Source organism: Lelliottia sp. AC1 (assembly GCF_023278595.1).
GTDB classification, from domain to species: domain Bacteria; phylum Pseudomonadota; class Gammaproteobacteria; order Enterobacterales; family Enterobacteriaceae; genus Enterobacter; species Enterobacter nimipressuralis.
In genome coordinates this window covers 1,818,944-1,835,456 of record NZ_CP025699.1, presented here as the reverse complement: position 1 = coordinate 1,835,456, position 16,513 = coordinate 1,818,944, and the positions used below count along the sequence as shown (strand labels likewise).

The 16,513-nt window shown below is 58.4% G+C and carries 16 protein-coding genes; 7 read left to right on the top strand and 9 right to left on the bottom strand.

Annotated elements, in window-relative coordinates:
- Positions 1-124 precede the first annotated feature (124 nt).
- Complete coding sequence (cho, locus tag C0560_RS08565) at positions 125-1,003, top strand: excinuclease Cho (protein ID WP_198520741.1); 879 nt, start codon at positions 125-127, stop codon at positions 1,001-1,003.
- Here the strand turns inward: cho and ves are convergent.
- The 7 genes from ves to C0560_RS08530 form a co-directional block, all read right to left on the bottom strand.
- Entirely contained in the window at positions 972-1,538 is a 567-nt protein-coding gene (ves, locus tag C0560_RS08560; RefSeq protein WP_123429059.1) for an environmental stress-induced protein Ves, read from the bottom strand. The two genes, cho and ves, sit on opposite strands and share 32 nt — an antisense overlap.
- Positions 1,539-1,835: 297 nt before the next feature.
- Entirely contained in the window at positions 1,836-2,324 is a 489-nt protein-coding gene (gene spy, locus C0560_RS08555) for an ATP-independent periplasmic protein-refolding chaperone Spy (protein WP_123429060.1), read from the bottom strand.
- A gap of 326 nt (positions 2,325-2,650) precedes the next feature.
- Positions 2,651-3,616: a succinylglutamate desuccinylase gene (astE, locus tag C0560_RS08550; protein WP_248859989.1), complete on the bottom strand. Its 966-nt coding sequence runs from the start codon at positions 3,614-3,616 to the stop codon at positions 2,651-2,653.
- Between the two features lie 9 nt (positions 3,617-3,625).
- Positions 3,626-4,951: an N-succinylarginine dihydrolase gene (gene astB / locus C0560_RS08545; protein WP_248859988.1), complete on the bottom strand. Its 1,326-nt coding sequence runs from the start codon at positions 4,949-4,951 to the stop codon at positions 3,626-3,628.
- Entirely contained in the window at positions 4,938-6,425 is a 1,488-nt protein-coding gene (gene astD, locus C0560_RS08540; protein ID WP_248859987.1) for a succinylglutamate-semialdehyde dehydrogenase, read from the bottom strand. Before astD ends, astB begins: the two co-directional genes overlap by 14 nt.
- A complete protein-coding gene (astA, locus tag C0560_RS08535) occupies positions 6,422-7,456 on the bottom strand; it encodes an arginine N-succinyltransferase (RefSeq protein WP_123429064.1) in 1,035 nt (344 codons plus the stop codon). Before astA ends, astD begins: the two co-directional genes overlap by 4 nt.
- Positions 7,453-8,673 carry an aspartate aminotransferase family protein gene (locus tag C0560_RS08530; RefSeq protein WP_181827702.1) on the bottom strand — a complete coding sequence of 407 codons (1,221 nt, stop codon included), beginning with the start codon at positions 8,671-8,673 and terminating at the stop codon, positions 7,453-7,455. The genes astA and C0560_RS08530 overlap by 4 nt, the downstream gene beginning before the upstream one ends.
- A 433-nt stretch (positions 8,674-9,106) precedes the next feature.
- Here C0560_RS08530 and xthA point away from each other — a divergent pair, with 433 nt between their 5' ends.
- From xthA to C0560_RS08500, 6 genes are all read left to right on the top strand, one after another.
- Complete coding sequence (gene xthA / locus C0560_RS08525) at positions 9,107-9,913, top strand: exodeoxyribonuclease III (RefSeq protein WP_248859986.1); 807 nt, start codon at positions 9,107-9,109, stop codon at positions 9,911-9,913.
- Positions 9,914-9,919: 6 nt separating this feature from the next.
- Positions 9,920-10,600 (top strand): TVP38/TMEM64 family protein, encoded by a 681-nt coding sequence (locus C0560_RS08520; RefSeq protein WP_248859985.1) that lies wholly within the window; start codon positions 9,920-9,922, stop codon positions 10,598-10,600.
- Positions 10,601-10,621: 21 nt separating this feature from the next.
- Entirely contained in the window at positions 10,622-11,785 is a 1,164-nt protein-coding gene (locus C0560_RS08515) for an ABC transporter substrate-binding protein (protein WP_248860263.1), read from the top strand.
- Positions 11,758-13,293 carry a thiamine ABC transporter permease gene (locus C0560_RS08510; protein ID WP_248859984.1) on the top strand — a complete coding sequence of 512 codons (1,536 nt, stop codon included), beginning with the start codon at positions 11,758-11,760 and terminating at the stop codon, positions 13,291-13,293. Before C0560_RS08515 ends, C0560_RS08510 begins: the two co-directional genes overlap by 28 nt.
- Complete coding sequence (locus tag C0560_RS08505; protein WP_248859983.1) at positions 13,293-13,910, top strand: ATP-binding cassette domain-containing protein; 618 nt, start codon at positions 13,293-13,295, stop codon at positions 13,908-13,910. Before C0560_RS08510 ends, C0560_RS08505 begins: the two co-directional genes overlap by 1 nt.
- 77 nt (positions 13,911-13,987) lie before the next feature.
- The gene (locus C0560_RS08500; protein WP_248859982.1) at positions 13,988-15,289 is read left to right on the top strand and encodes a sulfurtransferase; all 1,302 of its coding nucleotides are present in this window, start codon (positions 13,988-13,990) and stop codon (positions 15,287-15,289) included.
- Here the strand turns inward: C0560_RS08500 and C0560_RS08495 are convergent.
- Together C0560_RS08495 and C0560_RS08490 are read right to left on the bottom strand one after the other, a co-directional pair.
- Positions 15,286-15,903 carry a CDP-alcohol phosphatidyltransferase family protein gene (locus C0560_RS08495; protein ID WP_107703807.1) on the bottom strand — a complete coding sequence of 206 codons (618 nt, stop codon included), beginning with the start codon at positions 15,901-15,903 and terminating at the stop codon, positions 15,286-15,288. The two genes, C0560_RS08500 and C0560_RS08495, sit on opposite strands and share 4 nt — an antisense overlap.
- Positions 15,896-16,465, bottom strand: coding sequence for a carboxymuconolactone decarboxylase family protein (locus C0560_RS08490; protein ID WP_100780513.1), 570 nt, complete (start codon positions 16,463-16,465; stop codon positions 15,896-15,898). The genes C0560_RS08495 and C0560_RS08490 overlap by 8 nt, the downstream gene beginning before the upstream one ends.
- Between the last annotated feature and the right edge of the window lie 48 nt (positions 16,466-16,513).

Sequence of the window (16,513 nt, the reverse complement as noted above, 5' to 3'; positions counted from 1 at the left end):
GGCCTATTTTTACCCCTGCGATGGCCGCAAGCCCTACGCACACAGCCCGCCAGACGAAGCCGCCTCTTTTTTAACCACTAACTCTTTGCTACACTGTATGCCTGAACAGTATCAGGAGTCTTTTGTGAGCAGGCGTCAATCTGCCCCGCGTCTTGAATTTGAAGCGGGGGCTATCTACGAATATCCCGAACATCTTCGCCCCTGGCTTGAGGCACTGCCGAAACAGCCTGGCGTCTATTTCTTTCATGGCGAAAGCGAAGCGATGCCGCTCTATATCGGTAAAAGCGTCAATATCCGCAGCCGGGTGTTATCGCATTTACGCACGCCCGACGAGGCCGCGATGCTGCGCCAGTCGCGGCGCATCACCTGGACGCAAACCGCCGGGGAGCTGGGCGCGCTGCTGCTCGAAGCCCGGTTGATCAAAGAACAGCAGCCGCTGTTCAATAAACGTCTACGTCGCAACCGCCAGCTGTGCTCGCTGCAAATCACCGACGGCAAACCGCAGGTGGTTTACGCCCGTGAGATTGATTTCTCCCACGCGCCGAATTTATACGGCCTGTTTGCCAACCGCCGCGCGGCGTTGCAGGCGCTGCAATCTCTCGCTGATGCAGAGAAACTTTGCTACGGGTTATTAGGTCTGGAGTCGCTTACGCGCGGGCGCGCCTGTTTTCGTTCCGCGCTGAAACGCTGCGCCGGGGCGTGCTGCGGCAAGGAGAGTGTGGAAGATCATCAGATGAGATTAAAGGCCGGGCTGGCGGCGATCAGCGTAACCTGCTGGCCGTGGCAAGGCGCCATTGCGCTGAAAGAGACCAGCAACGCCATCACCCACTACCACATTATTCACAACTGGCTGTGGCTGGGGGCCGTCGACACGTTAAACGACGCCGCGGCCCTGCTGCGCACGCCTGCCGGGTTTGATCAGGACGGCTACAAAATTCTCTGTAAGCCGCTGCTCTCCGGGCAGTATGAAATCATTGAACTGAGTGACCCGGCAGCCACGTAATCTCACTGAACAGCAGCGTTCCTTCTGATTCCAGTAAGCGCAGGGTGTGAATGCCATCCTGCCAGCTGGCGCCCTGATCGGCGGTGAGGAATTTGTCACCCAACTGCCAGGCACCGCTCAGAACGAATACCACGCCGCCGCGCGAGGCGAAGGTGGTAAAGGTGCGATCCGCCACCCGCACGTTGGCCTTGCAGCGATCGCGCTTCGTCATGATATTGAAATCCATCGACATCTGCCCTTCCGTGAGCTTCGCTTTCACCGGATGGTCGCCCGCAAAACTGAATGGCTGGTGACGCTTCAGGGTATGGCAAAAGGTCTGGCCCGCATCGAGAGTCACTTCGCCGCCCTCAATCAGGGTAATCACCCGATCGACGCCGGGAAAGAGAGAGAATTCGCCGTTGCTGGCGATAGAAGCAATACTGGCGCGCCAGTGAAAATCACGGGTCGCAGTGGGAAAGCAACAAATCTCACGGGTTTCACCCGCCCCATTACGCCAGAGATTCACCGGCATTTTGCGGATATCAAAAAACTCCATCACCACTCCTGAAAGGCGCAATCGCACCAGAGCGACAATATCAATAGCGTCGCTGTCTTGATTGTTATCGTTAGGTAATCACAGACGTATTATCGGCAGCAATGCAAAGGGGCCTTAGGCTCATGGTGAAAAAAACTCTAACGCCCTGACTCTGTTAAGCATTCTCTGAACCGACTACAGGAGCATACCGTGATGGCAGCGCGAGACAAGAGGGTGTGAAAGAAAAAACCGCCGGACCTGTCCACAGCGAATGCGCTTTTGTGAACAGGTTTCCGGCGGTCTTAATATGTTGTGCTGTTATTCAGCAGGCGGAGCCATTTTACCTTCTGGCGCCGGACGTTCTGTCAGACGCTTCTCAAAATTGGCATTAAATTGCTTTTTCTGTTCCGGGGTCAGAATGTTGTAGATCTTGTTCTGAGTTTCCATGCGGGCCAGCATACCGGCTTTGTGCTGCTCGGCCATTTTGTCGATCTGCGCTTCGGCTTTCGCTTTATCGAAGCTGTCGCTGGCAATGATGTCATGCATTGCGCGGCGTTCTTCCAGCGGCGGACGTTTCATCTGGTCGCGCTGGCTTTTCATGATGTCACGTACCTGCTGTTTCTGTGCATCCGTCAGGTTCAGGTCTTTAAACATCATGTCGTGATGCATACCCGGCTTGCCTTTGTGATGCATCATTTTGCCTTCAGCAGGTGCAGCGGTCGTGGTCGCGGTATCCGCAGCGAACGCCATGCTGGTAGCGCCCAGAGCCAGGGTAGAAGCAACAAACAGTGCAGTTAATTTACGCATAATTGTTTTCCTTACTTTCAGTTATTCTTCGGCGCTATGCCGTGTTGACGAGATTAACTTTACGGGGTTTATCGTCAATTAGTCAGAGCAACGGTAAAACAATGAAAGTGTAAAAAACAATTTATAACCAAATGTGGAGGAATTAAGGATAAAGCGTGGAGAGTTGAAACAAAAATATTCAATTAGCTGATTTTAAAGAGATTGTGAAAGAGTATAGCGAACTGGAGATTAATAATAAAGCAGGTATCCAGGAATAATCTGTAAACTTTACGCGATCGCCATAATAGATAATTTCCCGCCCCCTGTCAGACGCGGGAAATTATGGCTCAGCCTATTTTTTCTAGCATCAATCCCGCCCTCAAACCAAAGGCCACAGCCGGATTGGGGAACAGCACGTACTCCGTCGTTTTCTCCACCTCGTAACGTTCATCGCCATCTTCTGCCAGCAAAATCCCCTGGCGGAACGGCGTGAAGTTTAGGGTATGCGCCGCCATGTGCAGCCGGAACGCATCGCTGCGACGGGTGATTTGCTGCACCACCCGATAGCGCTCAACCGCTTCGGTATGCGGCTCAGGCTCAACGCCCGCGAGCAGCGCCCGCAGCGCCAGATGCGTTGGGGCAAATCGCGTCAGATCGTTATGCCCAAACGGCAGCGCTTTGCCCAGCTCCAGCGTGCAGGCCAACGCGCCGAAATGCTCACAGGAGAAATGGGTAAAGGTGCCGCCCGGCGACTGATGGAACACCAGCGCTTCGAGTCCTGCATCGCCCAGCCAATCCAGGAACCGTTCATCCCAGGGCTGCTCGCGCTGGGGCAACACGCCAAAGCGCACGTGATACGACGCCCGAATAGCAGTGTGCAGATCCAGATGCCAGCGGTCCGGGCCGGCTGTCGCATAGAATTCCCTGACGGCGTTTTCCAGCACCGGCACGCGTGCCGTCTCCTCACAGGGTGCAAACTGCGCCGCGCGACCGCCAAACATCCGGTTGATATCACTCTCCAGATAGCGTTTGTTGTGCGCCAGCGCCGCAGGGTTCCCGAGCACCACCAGCACACGGCAGCGCAGGGGGATATCCCCGTGATACAGCGCGCGGATCAGCAGATCGACAATCTCCACCGGCGCGGTTTCGTTGCCGTGAACACCTGCCGAGAGCACCAGCGCGCGGCCACTCTCTTCAAACGGGGTCATTTCCAGCAGCCCGCGCCCATGCCATTTCCAGTGAAACGACGCCCCTTCCCCCTCTTTTTCAGCGGGTGTTTCATCGGCCAGCGTCAGCGCCAGTAAATTCTCCATGCTCTCTCCTTAGCGCTGGAACGGATAAACCGAACCGAGCTGCAGGATCGTGGTCAGGTCATCCAGCGCTTCGCGCCCTTCGCGCAGCAGCTGCGGATCGACCAGATCCGCCTGCGTCAGCTGGTCGCGATAATAGCGGTCCACCCAGTTATTCAGCGTGTTAAACAGCGTGTCATTCATCATTACTGCGGGGTTTACTGCCTGCATCTCTGCCTGTGTCAGGACGACGCGCAGACGTAAACAGGCTGGCCCTCCGCCGTTAGCCATACTTTCACGCAGATCGAAAACCTTCAGCTCGCTGATGGGATTATCAGCCTTCACCAGCTCGCTCAAATAGCGCCATACAACCTGATGGTTGTGCGACTCTTGCGGCAGCACCAGCATCATGCTGCCATCCTCACGGCTCAACAGCTGGCTGTTAAAGAGATAGGTTTCCACCGCATCCTGCACGCTCACGGCGTGCGTCGGAACCTGAATCGGCGTAAAGCCCGGAACGCGCTCCGCGAGATTTGCCAGCAATTTATCCTGCTGAGCAAACGCCTGTTCATGACAGAATAGCACCTGACGGTTCGACACGGCGATCACGTCATTGTGGAACACACCCTGATCGATCACCTGAGGATTCTGCTGGGCAAACACCACCTGCCCCGGATTCACCTGATTGAGCCGTGCCACCGCCTGGCTTGCCGCCAGCGTCTGCCGCGCCGGATAGCGCACGGGGGCATGGTGACCGCTCTCGTCGCGGCCATAGATAAACAGCTGCGTTGCCGGATCGCCATAATCGCCGCCCAGACGGTTATGGTTGGCCGCCCCTTCATCGCCAAACATGGCGACCTGCGGCAGTGCCTCGTGGACGCTAAAACGTTCCGCATCGCTGAAAATGGCGCGCAGCACGCGCTCGGTGGTCACCGCCTCCGTCGCGCGATGGAATTTGTTATTGAGGTTGGCGACGGTGAGATGCACTTTGCCATCCAGGGTATCCGCCGAGGGTGCGACGGTGGCCGCGTTCGCGACCCACATCGACGACGCCGAACTGGCCGCCGACAGCAGATGCGGCACCTGAGTACCGGCTTTTTCCACCACCTGTTCATCGCTGCCGCTAAACCCAAGCTGGCGCAGGACCTCGACGTTCGGGCGCTCCTGCGGCGGGATCACCGCCTGCGGGAAACCGGCATCGGCCAGGGCTTTCATCTTTTGCAGCCCCTGCTTCGCCGCAAGCTTTGGGTTCGACATCTGGAAGCGGTGTTTCGTCGAGGCTTCGTTACCAAACGACAGCCCGGCATAGTGGTGGGTCAGCCCCACCAGCCCATCAAAGTTGACCTCACGCGCTTTCATGGCCATCCCCTTTACTAAAATCAAGCCCCGGATTGAGGGTTTCTGGCAGAGTCAGCGCAGGAGTTTCGAGGCTCGCCATCGGCCACGCGCAGTAATCTGCCGCATACCAGGCGCTGGCGCGATGGTTGCCGGAGGCGCCCACGCCGCCAAACGGCGCAGTGCTCGCCGCACCGGTCAGGGGTTTATTCCAGTTCACAATCCCGGCGCGCGCTTCAATCAGCAGCGTGTCGAATTTCTCGCGATCCGGTGAAATCAGGCCGCTCGACAGGCCATAGCGCGTATTGTTCGCAAGCGCAATCGCGCTGTCGAAATCGTCATAGCGCCAGACGCACAGCAGCGGCCCAAAGGTCTCTTCATCCGGCACATCGCTCGCCGCGCTCATTTCCACAATCCCCGGCGTCAGTAGCGACGTGCCTGGCTGGACAAGCATCGGCTCAAGCAGGCTTTTCCCGCCGCGCGCCACGTGATCGCGCCAGGCGTTGACCACGTTCTGCGCCGCCTGTTCGGAGATCAGGCCGCCGATAAACGGCTGCGGCTCGGCGTCCCACGCATCAGGTTTTAGCCGCGCGCTCACTTCCACTAAGCGCGCCAGAAACGCATCGCCCTGCGCGCCGCGTTTAACCAGCAGGCGGCGCGCACAGGTACAGCGCTGCCCGGCGGTGACAAACGCCGACTGAATAGCCAGATGCACGGCGGCGTCGATATCATCAGGATCTTCAACGATCAGCGGATTATTGCCGCCCATTTCAAGTGCCAGAATTTTTTCCGGCTGGCCCGCCAGCTGGCGATGCAGCTGATAGCCGGTCCCCGCGCTGCCGGTAAACAGCAGCCCGTCGATATCGCTCAGCGCGCTCAGCGCCTGACCGGTTTCACGCCCGCCCTGCACCAGGTTCAGCACGCCCGGCGGCAGACCCGCCTGTTCCCACAGTTTGACCACCGCTTCGCCACTCCAGGGCGTCAGCTCGCTCGGTTTGAAGATCACGGCGTTTCCCGCCAGCAGCGCAGGCACAATGTGGCCATTCGGCAGATGGCCGGGGAAATTATAGGGGCCGAAGACTGCCAGCACGCCGTGCGGGCGATGGCGCAGAGTGGCCGCACCGTCGGCCATCTCCGTGTGCTGCTCGCCGGTGCGGGTGTGATACGCCTTCACCGAAATCGCGATTTTGTTAATCATCGCCGTGATTTCCGTCGCCGCTTCCCAGCGCGGTTTGCCGGTTTCACGGGCGATAATGCTGGTCAGTTCGACTTTATTGGTCTCCAGCAGTGACGCGAATTTCTCAACGACCGCCTGACGCAGGCTAAACGGCTGTTTGGCCCACGCCGGGAACGCAGCGCGTGCGGCTTTGCAGGCCTGTTCCACCTGCGCAGCGCTGGCATCTGCACCCGTCCACAGCGCCTCTTTACCCACCGGGTTGGTTTTCACGCGGCGTTCGCCTTCACCCGTCACCCAGTCGCCATTAATCCATAAACTCATGCTGTTTTCTCCTCGGGGCAGAGTCGCACCAGGCGCACTGTGTCGCCTGCGCTACATTTCAGGGCATCCAGCTGGGCTGCGGTCAGCACCAGTCGTTCACATTTTGGATTCGCGTGGACCAGCATGGCGCGAAAATGATCGTACTGTTCATTCGCCACCAGGCAGGCTGGTAATTCACCTGGCGCAGGCTGCCCTTCGACGACCGTCACCAGACGGCTTTTGCGGATGGCGCGAACGCGATCGATATCGCACTCCAGCGTCGGGCCACCGTCAAAAATATCGACATAGTTCCGATAGCGGAAACCCTCTTTCTCCAGCACCGCGCGCGCGGGTGCCGTCTGCGGATGGACTTCGCCAATCACGGCCTGCGCTTCGGGGGTGAGGAAATGGGTGTAGATCGGATGTTTCGGCATCAGCTCGGCGATAAACGCCTTCTGCCCAGTGCCGCACAGATAGTCCGCGCGGCTGAACTCCATCGAGAAGAAGCGCTCGCCGAGGCTTTCCCAGAACGGGGAGTAGCCGGTTTCGTCGATCACGCCGCGCATCTCCGCCACCACTTTTTCATTAAAGCGGTCGCGGAAGGCAGCCATAAACATAAAGCGCGATTTAGAGAGCAGATAACCATTGCCCTCTTTGCGCCAGGCCGGATCGAGAAACAGGGTGCAGAGTTCGCTGCTGCCGGTGTGATCGTTGCTCAGTGAAAGCGTCGGCAGCGCGTTATAAATGTTCAGCTCTTTCGACGCGTGAACCAGCGTCCCCACGCGATAGTTGTACCAGGGTTCATTCAGGCCGACCGCCACTTCAATGGCGCAGATCCCGGCCACGGTTCCTGTATCCGTCTCTTCCAGAACAAAGACGTATCCTTGTTCGCTTTTCGGCACCGTCCCTTGCCAGGTATGGATGGCGCGCTCGATGCGCGCCGACAGCGTTTTTTCGTCGGCAGGAAGCGAGGTCAGCCCGCCTCCCGTCTTACCGGCAAGCTGCATAAGCCCGGCGAGATCGCCGCGCTCAACGGGACGGATGACCATCATGATGACACCCCGGATTTCACCTGTTCACAGGCCAGCGCAAAGCGATCCAGACCGGTGGTGATCTCTTCTTCACTGACGATCAGCGCCGGGGCAAAACGCACCACGTTCGCGCCTGCAATCAGCACCATCACACCCGCTTTTGCTGCTTCCTGTGAAATAAGTTTAGCTTTTCCGGCAAATTCAGCGGTCAGTTCGCAGCCAATTAACAGCCCCAGCCCACGAATTTCTTTGAACATGCCGACCTTGCTGTTGATCGCATTCAGGCGCTCAACAAACCAATCGTGACGCTGCTTCACGCCGTTTAACACCGCTGGCGTATTGATGATATCCAGCACCTGGCCCGCCACTGCGGATGCCAGCGGGTTACCGCCGTAAGTAGTGCCGTGGGTGCCAACGATCATCACGCTGGCACATTTATCGGTGGTGAGCAGCGCGCCAATCGGGAAGCCGCCGCCCAGCGCTTTCGCCGTCGACAGCACATCCGGCGTGACGCCGTAGTGCATGTAGGCGTAAAGCTCGCCCGTACGGCCAACGCCCGTTTGCACTTCATCAAAAATCAGCAGCGCGTTGTGCTGATCGCACAGCTCGCGAAGCCCCTGCAGGAATGCTTTATCTGCCGGAACCACACCGCCCTCGCCCTGCATCGGCTCGACGATCACCGCACAGGTGTCGTCATTAATCAGCGCTTTGGCGGACTGAAGATCGTTAAACACCGCGTGACGAATGTCCGGCGGTAACGGGGCAAAATCCTGGGAGTAAGCGGGCTGCCCACCGGCGCTGACGGTAAACAGCGTGCGACCGTGGAAGGCATTTTTGAACGCCACGATCCCGCTTTTCTGCGCGCCGAAATGGTCGTGGGCATATTTGCGTGCCAGCTTCAGGGCCGCTTCGTTGGCCTCAGCACCGGAGTTACAGAAGAAAATTTTCTCGGCAAAGGTCGCGTCGATCAGCTTTTTCGCCAGACGCAGCGCAGGCTCGTTGGTGTAGCCGTTACCGGTATGCCAGAACTTCGCCGCCTGATCGTTGAGGGTCTGGCGCAGCGCCGGGTGTGCGTGCCCCAGCGCGTTCACGGCAATACCGCCTGCAAAATCAATGTACTCTTTACCCTGCTGATCCCACAGGCGTGAGCCTTCCCCGCGTACCGGAATAAAAGCCGCCGGAGCGTAAACCGGCATCATCCATTCATCAAAATTTTCACGCGTAATTGACAGAGACATAGCGACCTCATCCGGTAAATAATAAGTTGTTTAAATGTTAAATATTTGAGTGTTTGCACTGTGAATGTAGATTGCAGAGTTCGTGCCAGCCAGCGATAAAAATGCATAAACGGATTGCCGGGACAGAATATCAATGAGTTAGGATATGGAGTTATTCACTGTTAATGCATATTAAGTGAATATTTTTACGATAAGCGGCGGTTCGCGGGACGAAAACGAGAAATATTATTCACAAGCAAAATATAATTCTGGAATTGTGATCGCTCGCGAAATTTATTGACCGTTTACGCCCCTTTTGAGGGCAAGGCGCGTCGAAATGGTGCAAAAATTGCACCGTCGGCAGGATCTGTTGCAGTTATTGGTCTAACCCGGTAACAGGCGGCGCAAATTCTGCTACCATCCATGCACTATTCACCTTGCACTGGCAGCGACTATGAAATTTGTCTCTTTTAATATCAACGGCCTGCGCGCCCGCCCTCACCAACTGGAAGCCATTGTTGAACAACATCAACCTGACGTGATCGGCCTGCAGGAGACAAAAGTTCACGACGATATGTTCCCGCTGGAAGACGTTACGAAGCTGGGTTACAACGTCTTTTATCACGGTCAGAAAGGCCATTACGGCGTGGCGCTGTTAACCAAAGAGACGCCTGTCTCGGTCCGCCGCGGCTTCCCTGGCGATGACGGTGAAGCACAGCGCCGCATTATCATGGCCGAGATCCCGTCCCCGCTGGGTAATATCACCGTTATCAATGGCTACTTCCCGCAGGGCGAAAGCCGCGACCACCCAACCAAATTCCCGGCAAAAGCGAAGTTCTATCAGGATCTGCAGGATTACCTGAACACCGAGCTGAACAAAGAGAATCCGGTATTGATTATGGGCGACGTGAATATCAGCCCGACGGACCTGGATATTGGCATTGGCGAAGACAACCGCAAGCGCTGGCTGCGCACCGGTAAATGCTCCTTCCTGCCGGAAGAGCGCGAGTGGATGGATCGCCTGATGAGTTGGGGCCTGGTCGACACCTTCCGCACCGCCAACCCGGAGACACAGGATCGCTTCTCATGGTTTGATTACCGCTCAAAAGGCTTCGACGATAACCGTGGCCTGCGCATCGACCTGCTGCTGGCAAGCCAGCCTCTGGCCGAGCGCTGCATCGAAACCGGGATCGACTACGATATTCGCAGCATGGAAAAACCGTCCGATCACGCGCCGGTCTGGGCGAAATTCAAGCTGTAAGTGCCGGTGAACGCGTCAAAAATCCTCTTCCTGTGCGCCCTGTTGGGCGCATTTGCTTTGCTCATCACGCAACTGCCGCCGGGATTTCTCTCCCTGGATGCGATCCGCGCCCATCGGCTGATGCTGCTGGATAACGTCGACCGCGCCCCGGTGCAAAGTGCCGCGCTCTATTTCGCCCTGTATGTGCTGATTTCCGCCTTTTCGATTCCTGGTGCGGCGCTGTTAACGCTGCTTGGTGGCGCATTATTCAGCTTCTGGGAGGGGATGGTGCTGGTCTCTTTTGCCTCGACGCTGGGGGCGACACTGGCAATGCTCGCCAGCCGCTATGTGCTGCGCGACTGGGTGCAACGCCGCTTTGCGAAACCGATGCAGACGGTGAATGAAGGGGTGAAACGCGATGGCGCGTTTTATCTTTTTGCCCTGCGCCTGATGCCGGTGTTCCCGTTTTTTCTGGTCAATCTGCTCTGCGGGCTGACCTCTCTCGGCGTGGCGCGTTACTGGTGGGTTAGCCAGCTGGCGATGCTGCCCGCGACCGTGGTTTTCCTCAATGCCGGGCGCGAGTTGGGGCAACTGACCTCTCTGCGCGATATTCTGTCGCCGGGAGTGCTGATCGCCTTTACACTGTTAGGGTTATTGCCGCTGATCGCTCGCTGGCTGTTTTCTCGCTTCACCCCTTCATCTCATTAACAGGGAGGCATTATGCGCCGTGTGCGTTATTGCGTGTTTCTGACCGGGCTGCTGCTGGCAACCCCGGCGCTCGCCGCCAGCGACTGGCAAACCGTTCAACAGGAAGCCAAAGGGCAGACCGTCTGGTTTAACGCCTGGGGTGGCGATCCGGCGGTGAATCGATATCTCGACTGGGTAAGCGATGAGATGAAAACTCACTACGCCATTACCCTCAACATTGTGCATCTGGCGGATGCCGCCGATGCGGTCAAACGTATCCAGACGGAATCCCGCGCCGGGCGGACCACCCAAGGTTCGGTCGATTTATTGTGGGTCAACGGCGAGAACTTCCGCACGCTGAAACAGGCGAATCTGCTGCAAAGCGGCTGGGCGCAAATGCTCCCCAACTGGCGGTATGTCGATACCACCAAACCAGTGACTGAGGATTTTGCCATCGCCACCGACGGTGCCGAATCCCCGTGGGGCGCGGCGCAACTGACGTTTATCTCGCGACAGACTTTGTTGCCTGAGCCACTGCGCGATCCTTCCGCCCTGCTCGGATACGCGAAACAGCATCCCGGTAAAGTGACCTATCCACGCCCGCCCGATTTTACTGGCACCGCGTTTCTGGAACAGCTGTTACTGAACCTGACGGCAACACCTGATGCGCTAAAAACCGCGCCCGATCCCCAAACATTTGACGCGGTAACCGCCCCTCTGTGGCGCTATCTCGACCAGCTTCATCCCCTGCTTTGGCGCGAAGGGAAAGATTTCCCGCCGTCACCGGCACGAATGGATGCTCTACTCGCCAGCGGCAATCTGAATCTCTCCCTGACCTTTAACCCGGCGCATGCCCGGCAGAAGGTGGACAGCGGCGAGTTACCTGCAGACAGCATAAGTTTCGGCTTTGCCAGCGGAATGATTGGCAATGTTCATTTCGTGGCGATTCCTGCCAACAGCAGCGCCAGCGCCGGAGCAAAAGTGGTGGCGAATTTCCTGCTGTCTCCACCCGCACAACGTCGTAAAGCCGACCCGAAAATCTGGGGCGATCCGAGTGTGCTGGACCCGCAAAAACTGCCCGCTGATCAGGCTCACGCCCTGCGCCAGTTTATCCCGGTCGGTTTACCCGTCATGCTGCCTGAGCCGCACGCGGCATGGGTGAATGCTCTGGAGCAGGAATGGCTGCGTCGCTACGGCACCCGCTAGGCTGGCTGGTGTGGCTGGCAATGGCGGCCATTTACGCGCCGCTGTTGCCCGCCACCGCCATGCTCCTGTCCCCTGCATTTTCAGCCGCCGGGTGGCAGTCCCTGTTTCGCGATCCGCAGCTGCCGCAGGCGCTGATCGCTACCCTGGTCTCAACGACCCTCGCCACCCTCGGTTCGCTTTTTATTGCGCTCTGTATCCTGTCTGCGCTCTGGCCCGGCAAGCGCTGGCAGCAGATGAATGGCCGCCTGCCATGGTTACTCGCCGTGCCGCATGTCGCCTTCGCCACCAGCGTGCTGCTGCTTTTTGCCGAAGGCGGTGCCGTTTATCAGCTTTGTAGCGCCTGTTCGCCAGTGTTTGATCCCTATGGAATAGGCCTTGGTGCGACAATGGCGGTGAAAGAGAGTGCCTTCGTGCTGTGGGCGATTTATGCAGTGCTGCCGGAAAAGATCCTGGCGCAGAAAATGGTGGTGCTGCAAAGCCTCGGTTATTCCCGCATTCAGGGGCTGTTCTGGCTGGTTCTGCCGACCATTGCCCCGGCACTGGGCGCAGTGATGCTGGCGGTGGTGGCCTGGTCTCTGTCGGTGGTAGATATCGCCATCATTCTCGGGCCGGGCAATCCGCCGACACTGGCGGTGCTGGCCTGGCAGTGGCTGAGCCAGGGCGATACGGAGCAGCAAATCAAAGGCACGCTGTTGTGTCTGGTTTTACTGCTCCTGCTGACGCTGTTTGCCGCGGTGGGGTCTGCGCTCTGGAAAGCCTGGCGACGCACGTTGCCCGCCACGTCCGGTCACCGCCACAACGCCGGTCCGCCCGTCACGGGAATGGCGCTTGGCTGGCTGCTGCCACTCAGCGGGCTGCTGTGTGCCGGAGCGCTGCTCCTGCTGGCGCAGTACCGTGAATTTGATCTCGCGCCGTTTCACGCCAGCCTCTCGTTTGCTCTGTTTTCCGCCCTGATTGCACTGGCGATTATTTTGCTCTGGCTGGAGTGGGGTCCGTCGCACGGAGCGGTCTGGCTGTGGCTGCCGCTGGCATTGCCCGCCCTGCCCCTCGTCGCCGGGCAATACCGTCTGGCGCTCGCGCTGGGCGTTGACGGCGGCTTTCTGGCGGTGCTGTGGGGGCATCTGCTGTGGGTAGTGCCCTGGACGCTGCTGGTGCTGCAGCCGGCCTGGCGCAGGCTCGATCCGCGCCTGATCCTGATCGCTAAAACCCTCGGGCTGTCGCGCAGTCAGCTGTTTTTTAAAATCAAATGCCCGCTGCTGGTGCGCCCGATCCTGATTGCTTTTGCCACCGGGTTTTCCGTGAGCATGGCGCAGTATCTGCCGACGCTGTGGCTCGGCGCCGGACGATTTGCCACGCTGACCACCGAAGCGGTGGCCCTTAGCAGCGGCGGCAGCAGCGCCATTCTGGCGAGCCAGGCCTTATGGCTACTGGCGCTTACCGCCGCCGCGTTTGGGCTGGCGGCCGGTTTATCGCGGCTCGCTGGCTACTATCGACAGGGGTTACGGTAATGTTGACGGTCAAAAATCTCACCCTCGAACCGCTGCTGCGCAATGCCAATTTCAGCGTTGCGCGCGGGGAAATTCTGACGCTGATGGGTCCCTCCGGCAGCGGAAAATCGACCCTTTTTGCCTGGCTGGTGGGCGCACTCTCCACCGATTTTCACGCTCATGGCGAGCTGTGGCTTGACGATCAGCGGCTCGATATTCGCCCGGTTGAAAAACGCGGGATCGGCATTTTGTTCCAGGACGCGCTCTTGTTCGATCACTTTAGCGTCGGACAGAACCTGATGCTGGCGCTTCCCGCGCAGATCCGCACGGCGCGCCGCGAGCGGGTTGAACAGGCGCTTGCCAGCGCCGGTCTGGCCGGATTTTATGCCAGCGATCCGGCCACGCTGTCGGGCGGTGAACGCAGTCGCGTCAGTTTGCTGCGCGCCCTGCTGGCGCAGCCGCGCGCGCTGTTGCTGGATGAGCCTTTTAGTCGTCTGGATAAATCCCTGCGCGTGACGTTTCGGGAGTGGGTATTCGCTGAGGTTCGTGCCCTGAATATTCCGGTAGTGCTGGTTACGCACGATGAAGAGGACATTCCGGCGGGCGGACGTGTGATTCAGCTGTCCGACTGGCAGTAAACCCTGTGCTAACGCAAAGAATTCTGTTTAGGGGAAGACGAAAATGACGCACCTTTTATATGATGTCAGGTTTTTCGATGAAACGTGTTTCTCAACTGACCGTGCTGGCGCTCTGTCTTGCCAGTGTTTCCACTTTTGCCGCTAATATGGCCCCTTCTCTGACGCTTGCACAGCTGCAACAGCAGCACGGCGCGGTGATCGATACCCGCGCCAGCGCATTTTTTAACGGCTGGCCGCAAACCCTGTCTGGCACCTCCGGGCATGAGCCCGCCGCGCTGAATCTGTCAGCCAGCTGGCTGAAGGTGATGAGCGATGAGCAGCTCAGTGACTGGGCAAAACAGCATAACCTCACCCCGACATCCGCTATCGCCCTGTACGGCAGCGATAACGACAACCAGGCCGTGAAAGCGCGCCTTGCCAAAGCCGGTTATCAACACATTTCAGTGCTTGGCGATGCGCTGCAAAGTGCCGAACGTCTGCAACGTCTTCCTCATTTCGAGCAACTGGTTTATCCCGAATGGCTGCATCAGATGATGCAGGGAAAAAAGGTCGCGGCGGCGCCTGCGGGCGATTATAAAATTATCGAAGCCGCCTGGGGCGCACCGAAATTTTATCTGTTGAATCACATTCCGGGTGCGGGTTATATCGATACCAACGACGTCGAAAGCGAGCCGCTGTGGAATAAAGTCTCCGACGACAAACTGAAAGCGCTGCTGGCAAAACAGGGCATTCGCCACGACACCACCGTGATCCTCTACGGTCGCGACGTCTATGCGGCGGCGCGCGTCGCGCAGATCATGCTCTACGCAGGTGTGAAAGCTGTGCGTCTGCTGAATGGCGGCTGGAAAACCTGGTCCGACGCCGGTCTGCCGGTCGAGCGCGGATTGCCTGCGAAAGTGACGCCTGCGGATGATTTCGGCGCACCGATCCCGGGGCAGCCGCAGCTGATGGTGGATATGGAACAGGCGCGCGGGATGGTGCATCGCCAGGATGCCTCGCTGGTGAGTATTCGTTCCTGGCCGGAATTCACCGGCGAAACCAGCGGCTACAGCTACATCAAGCCAAAAGGTGAAATCGCAGGCGCGCGCTGGGGCCATGCGGGCAGCGATGCGACGCATATGGAAGATTTCCACAACCCGGACGGCACCATGCGCAGCGCCGAGGATATCGCTGCGATGTGGAAAGCCTGGAACATCCTGCCGGATCAGCACGTCGCCTTTTACTGCGGCACCGGCTGGCGCGCGTCAGAAACCTTTATGTACGCCCGCGCCATGGGCTGGAAAAACGTCTCGGTTTACGACGGCGGCTGGTACGAGTGGAGCAGCCATCCACAAAATCCGATCACCACGGGTCCGCTGACGCCGGAAAGCACGCTTTAAGATTTCAGGGTTTTCAGCGTCTGATACCCGCTCCAGATGCGCGTTGTGGTGGTGAGCCAGCACAACGCGCCAAAGATCCAGGCAAACAGCGCAAAGTGCGCCGGGAACAGGCAGCAGAGCACAAACAGCGCGATGGTCTCCGTCCCCTCCGTTAATCCCCCGATGTAATAAAACGACTTGTGCGCATAGCCTGGGTTGTCGATATTGTGTTTCGCCGCCAGCGCCGCAAACGCCAGAAAACTGCTCCCGGTGCCGATAAACGCAAACAGCAGCCAGGCGGCGGCGAGCGCGTTTTCCATCGGTGCCGCCAGCGCAAAGCCAAAAGGGACCAGGGCATAGAACAGAAAATCGAGGGCGATATCGAGAAAACCGCCCGCGTCCGTCAGGCCGCGACGCCGCGCCAGTGCGCCGTCCAGCCCGTCGAACAGGCGGTTCAGCACAATTGCGACCAGCGCCGCCGGGTACCAGCCGAGGGCCAGAAATGGCAGTGCCAGTACGCCGAGGGCAAAGCCCGCAAGCGTCACGCCATCCGGCGTGATAAAAGGCTTATCGATGACCGCCACCAGGCGGTTGAGCGCAGGTTTAACGCGCGGATGCAGATGTCTGTCAAGCATGAGGCTGACCTTTGAAGGCGTCACAAAGCCCTTGTGACGGGATCTCCAGCGCAGCGTTAAAACGCGCCGAGAGATTCTGAAACGCAATCAGGGCCGTCATTTCGGTAATGGTTTCGTCGTTGTAAAAGCGCTTTAGTTCGGATTTTATCGCTTCCGTCACCTGCGGCGGCGTGGCCGTCGTCGCCTCGGCATAGTCCAGCGCGGCACGCTCTTCTGCCGTGAATAACGCGGATGTACGCCACTCGCTGACCGCCTGGACTTTATCCAGCGCGCCGCAGCGCTCGGCGAGGCGCAGGCTGTTAGCGTCGATACAAAATGCGCAGTGGCAGAGCTGCGAAATGCGGGTCATCAGCAGCGCGCGCAGGGCTGGGTTCAGGCGCGCTTTTTTTCTCTCCAGAAAACCGACAAACAGCGCCACCAGCCAGAAAAGACGCGGCATTCTTCCCCACCAGCGGGTGGGATTGAGCACCACGCCAAAATGTTTTTTTTGCATGGCGGCGATGGGTTTCAGACTGGCGGGAAGGGATTCTACGGGCTGGACCCAGGCGGATGTTTCTTTCACCGGACTCTCCTGATGGCTGGACTCTTTGAAAGGCGACGATAATATGTC